Genomic DNA, 15,037 nt, shown 5'->3' on the forward strand with positions numbered 1-15,037 from the left:
CAACGCCTCAGTAAATACTGAAGCGCTTATTCCGATGTTATACCAAATCTTATTCAACGGTTTCCAGTACTTCACTTTCATCCGTTTGTGCCTTGGGCGCATTACCAAAACCACGAAGACCGACAACGTGTACATGTTCGTGATCTTTGAACACTTTACGTACCAGTTTATAAGTCGTCCCTTTCTCTGGGCTGATGTTCTCTGGCGCAGCAATAAGTAATTGCATATCCAAACGATCGCACAACTCAAACAAGGTATTGATGGATTTGGTATCCAAACGGGCCGCTTCATCCAAGAAGAGCAAACGACACGGCACAATATCTTTACTGCGTAAGCGTCGAGATTCTTCTTCCCAACTTTGAATAACCATCAACAGAATAGATTGGCCAGTACCAATTGCCTCACCCGTTGATAACGCGCCAGATTCTGCTTGTAACCACCCTTCTGAGCCACGATTAACCTCGATACTTAATTCTAGGTAATTACGATAATCGAGTAATTCTTCACCTAAAATTTGCGGTGATCGTTGACCCATATCGATGTGCGGATTGACGCGTTGGAACAATTTCGCCATCGCCTCAGAGAAGGTTAAACGTGGATTATCAAATAAATCTTGATGTTGATCTTGCTGCTCAGCCAAGCCCAGCAATAACGTTTCGTGACTTTCACGAATACCGACATTCAAACGTACTCCACGCACTTGACCAAAGGCAATGTTAGATAGACCTTGGTTAAGCATGCGAATACGGTTTTGCTCACGCTGAATGGTTTTCTTGATAATACTAGCAACAGAGCCCGAACTTATCGCCAAACGATTTTCACGCAAGGTCAACTCTTCGGTTAAACGTGCTAGCTCCACTTCCATTTCTTCAATCGCTTCGACTGGATCGTTCGTGCGAATGATATCTTGACGAATACGTTCACGCAGATGCTGATATACCGCCACGTAAAATAATACTTTACCTTCAGGGCGAGCATTATCTTCCGACAGGCGCAATGCATCACGTAACGTCTCATTATTTGAAACCGCTAAACGCAATGCACCTAATGATTTATCTGACATAGAACGTAGCTCGTTATCGGATAAATAAGCCAGTTCACGACGGTGCAAACGGCGTTCAACATCATTTAAACGTGCAATTCGCATAACGCTACACCAGCCGGCTTTAGCATTAACGACAAATTTACGTAGGTCTTGATAATCTTTTTCAATTTTTTTCACGCGTTTGGTAAGCGCTTTCATTTCGAGCTCAGTTGCCGTGAGTGTGCGTTCAAATTCACTCTTACGCTGGCGTGAAATTTGCACACGTTCATACAAGGCTGTTTTGCGTTCTTCTGCTCGCTCCAGCGCACCAAAGTCAGGTGTGACACCATAATCTTGTAGCTCTTGTTTGAACTCTTGTACCGTTTCTAATTTCGCTTGATGTGAGGATTTAAGCGAAGCGAGCAATTGATTATATTGATTAAGCTGGGCTTGAGCTTGTTTGAAAGATTCACGACCACGAAGTTTATTTTGCTCCGCTTGCGTCAATTTTATTTTTAGCTGTTCACTTAACTCACTGCTTTGATCAAGCAAGTTAACCGAATCAGAATAAGCAAAATAATGACGACGTTCATGTAAATCCGCCACGGCAAATATCTGAGTTTTTAGCGTCTGTAATTGCTCATCTGCTTGCTCGTAGTTCGCTTTAAGTGCATCAAATTGTTCAGGATCTATTTCTAATGCCGAGACAATCTGAGCCAGTTGCTCAACCGATTTGCCGTGTTGCTGTATGAAACGCTTATATTCACTTAAATTTTCAAGCTTTTCTTTTAACTCATCAAAGCGATCATTTAAAGTATCATCGGCAATAACATGCATCACACTCGCTAATTTATTCAGGCTAGTGACTGCTTGTTTACTGGTTTGCAGTTGGCTACGCTGTTGTTGATCTTTATTTTCCAAATCAGTCAATTGACGAAGGACTTGATTCAATCCATCACGAACATCCGTCAGTTGTTGTTCAGGATCGGCATTAAAAGCGACATGAATATGCTTGGACACAAATTCGTTATAACTGCTGTATAAACGTTGTAGCTTTTGTGAGTCAAAGGCAGCCTTTGCATATTCTTCTGCTACTTCATCACGCTCTGCGCGTAGAAGCTCTAGACGTTGTTCACGAGCCGCTCGACCAAACAATGGCGTTTCAGGCAGACGAGAATAACGTAGCTGACGATCATTTAACTGAACGCACACCGCGCCATCAAGTTCATCGGCGTTAAAGTCACCGTCATCAAACGCATCAACATCACCTTCGATAATGTATAAATCATCTGGACAATCATCAAGTTCAAGCAGTTTATCTTTAATACCATCTAAATGAGAAACCACTATCGCATGACGAGATGGACCGTACATCGCACTGAAATAAGGCGCATCTTCAATCGCAATATCATCATAAATTTCAGATAATAAAACGCCACCTAACGTATCCGCCAGACCTTTCAAGCGAGGATCGTTCGAACCAGATGGCGACGACAAATGCTCAATATTCGTCTCAAGATCATCACGACGAACCGCTAAACGTTCTTTCGCTAATGATTGTTGCTTTTCTTGCTCAAGCACTTGTTGCATTTGCGTCATCACCGCATGACTATCGGTTAATGATGCCTCTGTTTGCTGCTGAATTTTTTCTAATGCTTCACTGGCCGCAATCCAAGCCGGGGCTTGTTTTTGTAAGGTTTGAATATCATGTTCGGCATCTTGTTGCTTACGACGACAATCACCCCGTACATCACGTAACTCTTCTTGCGCCATTTCTACGCTTTCAATCACATCCAAGTGACGTTCACGCTCTTGCTCTAATACCATTTCATCATCAAGACGAACTTGATGTTGCTTCTGGTAAACCTCTACCAAATTGGCAGCTTGTGATTGTTCGTTCAAGCTGCGTTCAAGATCGCGATGTTGCGCGCGCCATTGAGATTCATTTTGCAACAATTGCTCAGCTTGCTGCGCTTTTTGGATCGCTTGTTTAGCTTGAGATAGCGCTTCAGTACGTGCCACATTTCCAACCACACTTTCCACTAGCGCTAATGCTTGCTCAAATTGCTCGGTGGCGGCGGATGACATATCCAATTTATGCTTAAGTGAAAGCAAGGTTGAAGTTTGTTCACTCTCTTGTTGCTTTAAACTGGATAACTCAGCTTGAGCGATATCTGCGCTTAACTGTGTGTTATCAGTCAATTTCTGAGCTTTTTCTAGTGCTAGTATCGCTTGTTGGTATTGCAACGCACGCGTTTGTTGCACATCCAACGCTTGCTGATAATCAGCCAGTTGCGATTTTAAGCTATCAACTTCTTGCTCTGAAACCTCAGCTTGTTCCTCTGCGATAGCGACTTGTTCAGCAGCTTCTTCCACCACCATCATCTGTTCTTCTAAACGTTCATTTAACTCTTCTAAATCTTCTTGATAACGTTCTATTTTTTCTTGCTGACGTAGCGCAGTTTGTACCAATTGCAAATGATCAGAGGCAGCCTGATGATCTTGCTCAAGACCAGATTCTTGATCCACCAATTGTTCCAGCTCAAATTGAACCTGTGTTAATAAATGAACTTGAGAACGTAGTGTTGTGCTCGATTGATTTAATTCACCACGTAGTGCCAACGCTTGATCAAGTTTAGATCGACGATCATTGGTATGACGCATATAATCAGCCGCAACATAGTTGGTTGATTCAGTGATCAAGTGTTTGAATAGATCACGATCCGCTTGCGTGGTTTTAATCGCTTCTAACGTCATACGGTTTTCACGCAGCGCCGATTCCATATCTTGGAATGCTTTTTTCACGCCACCATTTTGCGGTAATAAATAGTCTCGTAATGAACGAGTAATGGCACTGGAAATACCGCCGTAAAGCGACGCTTCAATCAAACGATAGAATTTAGAACGATCGCCGGTATTACGTAGTTTCTTCGGCAATACGCCCATTTCAAACATGAGGCTGTGATAATCTGACACCGATGTGAAGGCTTTTAGGATCACGCCTTCATATTTTGCCACCACATCTTTCAATTCATTGAACCCACGCACGCGAGCTTGACCATTGGCTAAATTTTCAATCAATACATCGGTCGGTTTAACGTTGCTCGGCAGGCCTTGAATCAAGAAAGGTTTGATATCGACTTTCTTATCTCGTCCTGCTACTTGTTGTAAGCGGACTGCAAATAATAACCGTTGATTACGAGAGTTCACCACATCTAAAGCGGCGTAGCAGCTGCCGGGTTGCAACTTACCAAATAACCCTTTATCGCGAGATGCTTGCGAGCTTCCGGCTTCTGTCGTGTTTCTAAAATGCAGAAGGCTTTGATCAGGAATAAGTGTGGTAATAAAGGCCGCCATAGTGGTCGATTTACCTGCACCGTTACCGCCAGAAAGTGTCGTCACTAGACCATCAATATCAAAAGTACGGGCAAAAAAACCGTTCCAGTTGATCATCGTGAGTGATTGATATTTACCTCGTGCGATCATAAGTCACCTACTTGTTGTTGCTCATCTGTCTCTAACGCTAAAGCTGACGTTTCTTCTGATTCAGTATCTTGTCTATCTTGCTCAGAGTTCACCTTGCTTAAATCTGTCACCGCTTCACCATCACGGATCAAGCGAAGCTGTGCATCACGAGCATCATCGCCAATACGCACATCAGCGCCGAAACGAAATACGGCTTCACTAATACGAAATTTATTATCATCACCGACAGGCAATACCATACCAATACGACGTAAACGACGTAGAGAAGTGCGAACTTTTTCGAATAACTTTTCTTTGTCCAGATCAGAGCCAGCGGCGCGATTTGTCACTAAACGCATCAGTTTTTTCTCATCCGCCAAGCTAATTAATTCTTCATACAATTCTTGGTTAGTAAAAATACCTTCATGTGCCAAACGCTCTGGGCTTAAGTATAAGAAACATAAAATTTTACCTACCAGCATATCAAGTTCAGATAATACGCTACGCCCAATTAATGAAGTAGAACGTGGACGTAAATAAAAGAAGCCTTCTGGAGCGCGTACAAGTTCAGCATTATAGCGTTGATAAAATGCCGATAGCTCAATATCAAAATCCATCAAGAATGCATGATTATCCATATCATCGCTTGAGATATGACGACCCGCACGCAACATGCTATCGAGTGCTGGGAATAATGGATTTGAGAGTGCTTTTATTAATTGTTCAGGCATATAAACATCTTTCTCATGCCCTTTAAGAAAAGAGGAGTCTGCGCTTTCTGGCGCCATATAATCAGTATTTATCGATGACATTTGCTTGTACCTTTGCACCAAAATTATTAATTGCTTGCCAATCCGGTTGAATCGCTTGGTAATCCGATTCGGAATACCCCATTCTTACCGCTTGATCGACCACCATTCTGGCTAGATCAAAATGTTGAGTGGTAGGATGCTGAGATAAATAATCACGCAATACCAAACCGAGATCGATGACTTGCCCTGTTTCTTGGTGGGCTTTTAACATCGCTTCTACGCGCAGGCTAAGTTCATCATCAACCACGCTTAATTCTTCATATTCGACTTCATCGGGAACAAAGCCAGTCACTTCATCATCACGCAATAGCATCGCTTCATCACGCATATCACGCAGACGTTCTGCATCGGAGTACACCATGTACCAAGGCGCATCAAAATAATCAGTAACTGACTGACGCAACCGCTGACTAAAGGCACGGTTCTGGTCCATATCAATTGCAGTTCGAATAAATTTATGCACATGGCGGTCGTAACCAATCCATAAATCAATTGCTTGTTGACCCCAACTAATAATGCGATCGAGCTTCGTTTGTAGCGAAAATAAGATGGCATCAATAAGATCCAAACCTTCTTGCCCATAAATCAATTGTTGAATATCGAGTAGTTGGGTTTGAAGCTCATCACCGGCTGCTTGCAACGTATCTTGCAATTCATTTAACGTGTTTGAAGTCTCAGATAACAAACTTTCACAACTGCTGATCGCTTCACGCCAATCTTGATTTAATAACTCTGCAATTTGTTGTTTGATTTCGATCTGTTGATCGTCCATCGCACGCTGATTTAAATCGATGCGATCAAAAATCTCGCTGACTGAGTATTTCAGTACGCCGTATACATTCTTTTGCCATTGCGCAATCGTGGTTGCTTCTTGTGCGGATTTTACCGCCTTAGACATTTCACCCGACACCATTGATAACTGGATCGACAGTTTGAGTTTTGAAAATTCACGGTGGCGAATATAATAATCGGTAATTGCCATACCAAGTGGCGATAAACGATAAATACTGGCGCCATCGGTCATTTCACTGACAAAGCGGCTGATCAGTCGTTGAGAAACTAACTCATTAATCGCGTTATTGGCACGGAAAGCAGACGCTTCGCCAGTCTCTTCAAACAAACGAGTGACAATTTTAAATGAATCGTGTAATTCACCTTCACCAAGTTCTTCATCTAATTTTTCATGGCTCAGCACGGCAATCGAAATTAAAAATGCCAATCGTTCTGTCGTGAGATCCAAAGAAAAATCATGCTGCTTCACCCAACCAACTAATTCATCTAATGGTTGTTGGTTAACATTTAATCCGACAACATCTTGAGTTATTTCACTCATTCTTGTTCCTGTTTATACAATTTCTTAATAATCATTAGAGGGTAAATTTCACTCCACCTTGGTACTCCAACTAACGGGTACTCAAACTAACAGATAGTCATGCTAAGGGTTTTTGTGCCCATACATGAATATAACGCCCTAATGAAAGATAAGGTTCTGTTCGACATAATTGTTGTTCTAATGCCACGATATCTTCAAATTGATAATCACCCATATATTGCTGACCACCAATGTAATCAGAAAAGCAGCGAATACCTGATTTTCCTTCAATTTTAAAGCCTGCACTTTCTATCCACTGGTATACATCATGCGGATAAAGCCCTTTTGGCGGCTGTAATTTAAATCGCTTACGATGTGGCATACCTTGTAAAATGTGGGGGATATTACCACAAGTTACATTTTTCAAAACTAGTCCATGGTGATTATAAAACATCACCGAGGCCATTCCACCAGGCTTTACTTTATCAAGAACCACTTTTAAAACATCTTGCGGGTTTTCTAGCCATTCCATCACTGCATGGAATAAAACTAAATCAACGGGATGATCATAGTGGGCAGTTAAATTTTGTAATGGCGAATGAATAAAGGTAAATTGTTGAGCGATTTTATTTGCTGTGATGTCTTCTTTTGCCAGTTCTAGCATTTCGCTGGAAATATCGCATAAGACAACTTGATGACCACGCTGGGCGACTCTTTGTGATATTTGAGCTAGCCCGCCACCAGCATCTAAAATAGTTAGTTTTTTTGAGGATGCATCTAATTTACTTAAAATTTGTTCCATATCTTGCCAAATAATGGTCTGCCGAATTTCACCTTTCTCTGAACCATATATGTTTTTGGCGAATTTATGCGCAATATCATCGAAATTTCGGTCTTTTATCATTGTTTTTAATTTAAGATAACGGAACTTTGCGTGTATTCTGTCATAGCAGATACAGGAATAAAGGAATTACTGACTTTTATTTACTAAATGATTATTTTTCGGACTATCCATCATGTTTGAGTTAAAAAAAATTGTGTCATCGTTCATGATGCCGCTGCCTGCGTTGTTGATTATTGGGTTTTTGGGTCTATTTTTGATCATGTTTACCGCTAAGCGTGGTACTGGCTGCATTTTTACATTTATCTCTTTATTAGGCATTTTCCTTTTATCATTTCAACCTATTTCTACCAGCCTATTGAAACCTACTGAACGTCAATATACGGCATTTCTAGCCGTTGAAGGTTCTATTGATTATGTAATGGTATTAGGCAGTGGGCATACGGTGGATGACCAAATCCCACCCACTTCAGAGTTGTCACGCAACGGCTTAATGCGTCTTGTAGAAGGTATCCGTATTTTAAGGATGTACCCTGGAGCTAAGTTAATTTTATCCGGCTATTCTGCAGGTTCTTCTATCAGTAATGCGAGATTAATGGCTAACATTGCAGTTTCTTTAGGAATAGCTAAACCTGACATCATTTTATTAGAAAGTGCTAAAGATACATGGGAAGAAGCCCATCAAGCCGCGGGTTTTGTCGGAGCAAAGCGTTTAGTACTAGTAACATCAGCCAGCCATATGCAACGTGCGTTAAATGACTTCCATAGTGCTAATTTAGATCCTATCCCTGCACCAACTAATTATTTAGCTGTAGATAATATCAATCAAGCATGGGAACGTTTCACTCCACAATCAAAATACTTAGAGCAAAGCGAACGTTATTGGCATGAACAACTCGGCCTGTGGTGGCAATTAATCCGTAATAGTTTAACCGATAAACCCACGCCATCAGAACCAACAAGCTTATAAAATCATTTACCATATTGTTAATTATCATCAAGTTAAAATAATAAAAACCTTAACTTGATGATAATTATTTCAGTTGCACTTATTCTTATTAACGCAAACGATACCGTGCTTATCAAAACTCTTATTTTTCTTTGGTGTCTTTATCACAAGAAAAAGAACATTGATGATTGTCAGCGGTAAAAATTAAGACTAAAATCCCTGCTTCAAAAAATAAAATCAATTTATTAATCAATTGATTATTAAAGAAATTAAATTTTTCTTATTAGGCCGAATCTATATTCATCTATCCCTGTAATCCAAATATTACAAAAATATATATCGGCACCTATCAAATTCAATATCGATTCGCCCACTTCTGTCGGCACTAAGGAAAACATTATGGCTACCATTAAAGATGTTGCACGTATCGCAGGAGTGTCCACAACGACGGTTTCACACGTCATCAATAAAACGCGCTTTGTTGCAGAAGCCACTCAAGAGCGTGTAATGGCGGCGGTAACTGAGCTAAATTATGCCCCAAGTGCAGTTGCTCGTAGTTTAAAATGTAATACGACAAATACCATCGGTATGCTTGTGACTCAATCCACCAATCCATTTTTTGCCGAAGTTGTTGAGGGTGTGGAAAGCTATTGTTATCGCCAAGGCTACACTCTAATTTTATGTAACACTGGCGGTTTAGTTGAAAAGCAACGTGATTATATTCGCATGCTCGCAGGTAAGCGCGTCGATGGGTTACTGGTCATGTGTTCGGATTTAGATGACGAACTTCGTATCATGCTAGATGGACACCCCGACATTCCGAAAGTGGTTATGGACTGGGGCCCTGAAACATCAAAAGCTGATAAAATTATCGATAATTCAGAAGAAGGCGGTTACCTAGCCACTCGCTATTTAATTAATAATGGTCATACCGATATTGCCTGCCTTAGTGGACACTTTGAAAAAATGGCTTGTAAAGAGCGTATTGCTGGTTGCAAACGTGCACTAGCAGAAGCCGGTTTGACACTGCCTGAGGATTGGTTACTTGAAGGAAACTTTGAGTGTGATACTGCTGTGATCGCAGCAGATAAAATTTTAGCAATGGAAAAAAAACCCAGCGCTGTTTTTTGTTTCAATGACATTATGGCACTAGGTCTAATGAGTCGTTTACAAGAAAAGGGGATTAAAATACCTGAAGACATTTCAATTATTGGTTACGACAATATTGATTTATCTGCCTACTTCTCTCCACCACTGACAACCATTCACCAACCTAAGCGTCGTGTAGGTAAAACTGCAGTAGAAATATTACTTGAGCGCATCAAAGATAAAGAACATGCCAAGCAAGTTTTTGAAATGTTTCCAGAGTTAGTAGAACGATCAACAGTGAAAAAACTCAACTAAGAGTCTATTCTTTTTTAACCAGCGCATGCGCTGGTTTTTTATCTATATAGATCTAAATCTTTATAACAAACGTTGAATGTTTTTCTACTCTTTAAAGGTCTCTTGCATATACCCCTCAAATTATACAAGGATGATTATGAAACACTTCTTACTTGGATGCTTATTGGCTTTCTCCTCAGCATTATCGTTAATGGCACACTCTAGCGATGTATCAAATTGGAAAACGATAACGCAAAAAGCCAAAGGGCAAGATGTTTACTTTAATGCTTGGGGCGGCAGTCAAGAAATTAATGACTATTTGCGCTGGGTAAGTGACCAAGTAAAACAAAAATACAACGTAAACCTTCATCATGTAAAAGTCACCGATATTGCTGAAACCACTGCGCGATTAATTGCTGAAAAATCGGCTGATAAAAATCAATCTGGCAGTGTTGATATGGTTTGGATAAATGGAGAAAACTTCAAATCAATGAAGCAAAACCAATTGCTATTTGGCCCCTTTGTTCATGATTTACCTAGCTGGAAGTTTGTAAACAAAAATCTACCCGTCGAAAATGATTTTTCAGAGCCAACTATTGGCTTAGAAGCACCATGGGGGATCGGCCAATTAGTCTTCATTTATGACAAGAAAACACTCGCTAATCCACCGACCTCTGCGAAAGCTTTATTAGCTTATGCTCAAGCTCATCCAGGTAAGATTACGTATCCCAAGCCCCCTCAATTTCATGGTACGAGTTTTTTAAAAGCTATACTTCTAGAACTAACAGAGGATAAAGAAGCCTTAACCAAACCCGTTAATGACGCTGATTTTGATGCTGTAACCGCACCACTTTGGGCCTATTTAGATCAACTCCACAAAGTTGCGTGGAAACAAGGAAAACAATTCCCTCTTAGCCAGCCCGAGCTTATTCAAATGCTAGATGATAGACAAATCGATATCGCTATAACTTTTAATCCAAATGAAGTCTTCTCAGCTCAAGCATCAGGGAAATTAGCTAAAACAACCACTAGCTACGCATGGAAATCCGGTGCTTTATCTAATATTCATTTCTTAGCAATACCTTGGAATGCCTCCCACAAAGAAGGTGCTTTAGTCGTCATTAATTTTTTACTCAGTCCTGAGGCTCAATCTCATAAAGGTAATCCCAATACATGGGGAGACCCATCTATACTCTTACCGCAAAAACTTATAGGGAATGCAGCTAAAACTCAATTATATCCATCAGTCGATGAGCCTCACCCTAGCTGGCAAAGCGCCCTAGAGAAGGCTTGGTTAGATCGATATGGTCAATAGTTAGATTGGCTACCCTGAAAAATTTAGGCGTAAGTACAACATGCTGAGAATTGGTTATTTATTGGTTTTACTCATTGCCATATTCCCACTATTACCAGGCATACTTGGTATGCTGTTGCCTGCTTTCAACTACATTCCAGTATTAAACCTCCATAGTTTTAATAACAATGCTTTTCTTCAGGTTTTTAACTGGCCAGGAGTATGGCAATCATTAACTTTGTCATTATTTAGCGCCCTATTGAGTACCTTACTGGCTTTAATAATTTGCTTTAGTATATTGCAAACTTATTGGGCAACAAAAACTTGGAAGCGGATAGAAAAATTACTCGCACCATTATTAGCTTTACCTCATGTCGCCTTTGCCATCGGTTTTTTATTTTTATTTTCGAATACAGGCTGGCTAGCAAGACTCATTGGTACCATTATTCCTGAGCAATACCATCTTTATTGGATCGCAGTACCCGATCAATATGCACTTGGTTTATCCCTTGCACTTGCAATTAAAGAAACGCCATTTCTATTACTGATGAGTATTCCAATTCTCAATAATCTTAATATCCAGCAAACATTGCATATTGCACATAGCTTGCAGTACTCAACAGCTCAAGCATGGCGGCGTTTTATTTTTCCTCAATGGTGGAAACATATACGCTTTCCATTATTTGCCGTGGTAGCCTACTCTGCATCTGTCGTCGATGTTAGTTGGATTATAGGCCCGACCAACCCACCGACTTTTGCAGTATTGGTTTGGCAATGGTTTAATCAACCCGATCTCAATTTACTCCCTCGAGCAGCAGCTGGTGCATTTGTGCTCTTTATCCTATGCAGCCTGCTAATTGCATTATTATGGATACTAGAAAGGTATTTTTTAAGTTACCAACGAAATTGGCTTATTAAAGGTCGCAATAATAAAGCCTCAACTACATCCTCATATTTGTCTAAAATGCCTCACCCACCTTTAGCTAAACTATTATTTCCTATTATTGGAATTATAAGTCTCACCACGATTCCAGTATTGCTTATTTGGACTTTTGCTCAACGTTGGTCGTTTCCTGATTTCTGGCCTTCAAGCTGGAGTTTACGCTTTTGGGTCAGTGAATGGCCTTATATACAGCAAACCTTACTAAGCAGTATTTATATTGCGTTAATCAGTAGCTTCTGTGCATTGGTCTTAGCCATTATTGCTCATGAATATCGTCACAAATATCGTTTTTCTCTACCCATGTATATTATTGCCTTACCAATGTTAGTCCCACAACTGTCTTTACTTTTTGGGATACAAATAGTGACATTGTGGCTTGATCATTCACCTTATTATTTTTGGGTTCTCTGGGCACATTGCTTCTTTGCCTTTCCATATATTTATATGACATTAGATGGGCCTTGGAAAAGCTTCTCAACGAAACTCACACAAACCGCGTACAGTTTAGGTCTGTCACCTATAAAAACTTGGTTTAAAGTGAAAATGCCCATTTTATTTAATGCCATTATTTTTGCGTGGGCGGTGGGGATTAGCGTTAGCTTGGCTCAATATTTACCAACCCAAATGCTAGGAGCTGGGCGTATTTCGACACTCACGACAGAAGCCGTCACCCTATCGAGTGGACATGATCGTCGGATCATGGCGCTATACGCTTTATGGCAGGCCATATTACCATTCTTGTTTTTTGCTTTAGCATTTTCGGCTAATAAATGGCGTAGCTACTATCGAAATTTCACCGTATCTTCTTCCGGTTTATTAAAATCACAAGAACGTTTAGCCAAAGGGTGTTCGAAATGAGTTTATTGTTAGATAGGATATCAATCCAAAGTAAAGACGGCATGGACTTATGCCAAAATTTAAATTTAACTATTCCAGCCGGAGAAATAATCAGCATTATGGGGCCAAGTGGCTGTGGGAAATCGACACTACTAAATGCCATTGCGGGACACTTAACATCTGATTTTAACTGCCAAGGGCAATTCATTCTTGACGGAAAAAACATATCCTCACTGCCCGCACACCAAAGGCAAGTTGGGTTATTATTTCAAAATGATATGCTTTTCCCTCATCTCAATATCTGGGAAAACATTGCCATTGCGCTTCCAGATTCGGTCAAAAAAGCACATCGCAAACAAACGGCCTTATCTTGCTTGAAAGAAGTTAAATTGGATCAACTTGCCAATTCAATGCCCCAACAAATATCAGGTGGTCAACGAGCTCGGGTCAGTTTACTGCGTATGCTACAAGCCAGACCCAAAGCAGCCTTACTAGATGAACCTTTTAATCAGTTAGATGCACAATCGCGTGCCAGCTTTCGCCACTGGGTATTTGAGCAGCTGACAAAATCCCAAATCCCAACCCTTATGGTGACTCACGATCCTTCAGATGCACCATCATCTAACTCAATTATTGATTGGACGCAGCTTTCAAAGGATCCTGATCATGCTTGATAAACATATCACTCCATACATTAAAAAGCCTTTAGAGATAGCTGCTAACCTGCTTATTCAATGTAAAATTACGGCTAACCAAATAACAATTATAGGCTTTATGATTGGTCTATTAGCTGTGCCAGCATTATGGTTTGAACATTACACTCTTTCGCTTGTTTTTATTATTATCAATCGCATATGTGATGGTCTTGATGGTGCGATTGCAAGACAAAGCAAGATCACTGAGGCTGGTGGCTTTTTAGATATAAGCTTCGATTTCCTTTTTTACGCTTTAGTCCCTTTTGGCTTCATCCTTGCAAACCCAGATCAAAATGCGATTGCAGGTGCATTACTTATTGTGTCGTTTGTAGGGACCGGGAGTAGTTTTTTGGCTTTTGCTTCTGTCGCGGCAAAATTAGGAATAGAAAACCCGACGTATCAAAATAAATCGCTGTATTACATTGCAGGAATAACGGAAGGCACCGAAACTATCGCTCTATTTATCATCTGCTGTCTATGGCCACAGCATTTTGTCATTTATGCTCTGATATTTGCGACTTTATGCTTTATCACTACAGCGAATCGGATTTGGTCAGGATTTAACACATTGAAAAGCCATAATTAAACGTTAAGGTGGCTATATTTTTTAATGAAAGCAATAGAATGTAAATTGAACTCTTGCGGTTTTTCTATATTGCATACATGACCACAATTTGGAATTTCATGTAGCCAACTTAATTTATGCTTATTTACCATATCTTTAACCGGGTGGATAAACATGTAGTCCATCTCCCCCATTAAATATAATGTTGGTATCGACAGTTCGCGTTCTCGAAAGTAACGCATCATGGGATTTACATCTGCAGAAAGTTTAAACCAACGTTTGAACTCTTTTTGGCACAATTTTTTAGCTTCATTAATAAATAAGTGGCGAGATTCTTTTTGATTCGATTGGGGCATCACAATATAAGCGAATAAACGATATAACCACATGTAGGGCAAAAAATGTTTACAAGCATCACCAAGCTTGACTAACACTTGAGAGCGGGTATCAAGACGGGTTATTGCTCCTCCAAGAACCATACTGTTAACTCGCTCTGGCTCTAATTCCGCCAAATTACGAACAATAATAGTTCCCAAAGACATTGCGACAAAATGTGCAGATTTAATCTGCATATGATCTAGAACTTGGATTACATCCAAGGTCACATCTTTAAAAGAATAGTTTTTAGAAATAATATCTTTAATCAATTTATTGGAGCGGCCATGACCACGTAAATCAATTAAAAGAACATTAAAATGCTCACGATAAGCTTTAAGTTGTTTAAACCATATTGATGAACTCCCACCCGCCCCATGCACAAATACCACCCATTCTATACTGGTTGGATGTGAATAAGCTTTGTGAAAAAGAACGTTCTGGCTCATGGTTTTCCTCTTAAATTTGAACCCAAAGTATACCACACCTAAACTCAATTCGACTTCGTCAAAATGTTTGCAAATAATTCCTTTACCTCAAGC

At 40.2% G+C, this 15,037-nt stretch carries 11 protein-coding genes; 6 read left to right on the top strand and 5 right to left on the bottom strand.

Annotated features, from left to right (window positions below):
- Positions 1-49: 49 nt before the first annotated feature.
- From mukB to cmoM, 4 genes are all read right to left on the bottom strand, one after another.
- The gene (gene mukB / locus HC725_RS06750; protein ID WP_190331058.1) at positions 50-4,510 is read right to left on the bottom strand and encodes a chromosome partition protein MukB; all 4,461 of its coding nucleotides are present in this window, start codon (positions 4,508-4,510) and stop codon (positions 50-52) included.
- The gene (mukE, locus tag HC725_RS06755) at positions 4,507-5,277 is read right to left on the bottom strand and encodes a chromosome partition protein MukE (RefSeq protein ID WP_203219070.1); all 771 of its coding nucleotides are present in this window, start codon (positions 5,275-5,277) and stop codon (positions 4,507-4,509) included. Before mukE ends, mukB begins: the two co-directional genes overlap by 4 nt.
- 4 nt (positions 5,278-5,281) lie before the next feature.
- On the bottom strand, positions 5,282-6,634 hold the full coding sequence (gene mukF / locus HC725_RS06760) for a chromosome partition protein MukF (RefSeq protein ID WP_190331060.1): 1,353 nt from the start codon (positions 6,632-6,634) through the stop codon (positions 5,282-5,284).
- 97 nt (positions 6,635-6,731) lie between these two features.
- A complete protein-coding gene (gene cmoM, locus HC725_RS06765) occupies positions 6,732-7,517 on the bottom strand; it encodes a tRNA uridine 5-oxyacetic acid(34) methyltransferase CmoM (RefSeq protein ID WP_190331061.1) in 786 nt (261 codons plus the stop codon).
- Positions 7,518-7,629: 112 nt separating this feature from the next.
- Here cmoM and elyC point away from each other — a divergent pair, with 112 nt between their 5' ends.
- The 6 genes from elyC to HC725_RS06795 all read left to right on the top strand — a co-directional run bounded on the left by elyC (position 7,630) and on the right by HC725_RS06795 (position 14,141).
- Positions 7,630-8,424, top strand: coding sequence for an envelope biogenesis factor ElyC (gene elyC, locus HC725_RS06770; RefSeq protein ID WP_190331062.1), 795 nt, complete (start codon positions 7,630-7,632; stop codon positions 8,422-8,424).
- Positions 8,425-8,802: 378 nt separating this feature from the next.
- Positions 8,803-9,807, top strand: a complete 1,005-nt coding sequence (gene purR / locus HC725_RS06775) for an HTH-type transcriptional repressor PurR (protein WP_190331063.1) — start codon at positions 8,803-8,805, stop codon at positions 9,805-9,807.
- A gap of 136 nt (positions 9,808-9,943) precedes the next feature.
- Positions 9,944-11,101 carry an ABC transporter substrate-binding protein gene (locus HC725_RS06780; RefSeq protein ID WP_190331064.1) on the top strand — a complete coding sequence of 386 codons (1,158 nt, stop codon included), beginning with the start codon at positions 9,944-9,946 and terminating at the stop codon, positions 11,099-11,101.
- A 40-nt stretch (positions 11,102-11,141) separates the two neighbouring features.
- A complete protein-coding gene (locus HC725_RS06785; protein WP_190331065.1) occupies positions 11,142-12,881 on the top strand; it encodes an ABC transporter permease in 1,740 nt (579 codons plus the stop codon).
- Positions 12,878-13,534: an ATP-binding cassette domain-containing protein gene (locus HC725_RS06790; RefSeq protein WP_190331066.1), complete on the top strand. Its 657-nt coding sequence runs from the start codon at positions 12,878-12,880 to the stop codon at positions 13,532-13,534. Before HC725_RS06785 ends, HC725_RS06790 begins: the two co-directional genes overlap by 4 nt.
- Entirely contained in the window at positions 13,527-14,141 is a 615-nt protein-coding gene (locus tag HC725_RS06795; protein ID WP_190331067.1) for a CDP-alcohol phosphatidyltransferase family protein, read from the top strand. Before HC725_RS06790 ends, HC725_RS06795 begins: the two co-directional genes overlap by 8 nt.
- Here HC725_RS06795 and HC725_RS06800 read toward each other — a convergent pair.
- Positions 14,138-14,944 (bottom strand): alpha/beta fold hydrolase, encoded by an 807-nt coding sequence (locus HC725_RS06800; RefSeq protein ID WP_190331068.1) that lies wholly within the window; start codon positions 14,942-14,944, stop codon positions 14,138-14,140. The two genes, HC725_RS06795 and HC725_RS06800, sit on opposite strands and share 4 nt — an antisense overlap.
- Positions 14,945-15,037 lie beyond the last annotated feature (93 nt).

Origin of the sequence: Vibrio sp. S17_S38, assembly GCF_014694375.1 — a bacterium.
Classification (GTDB): domain Bacteria; phylum Pseudomonadota; class Gammaproteobacteria; order Enterobacterales; family Vibrionaceae; genus Vibrio.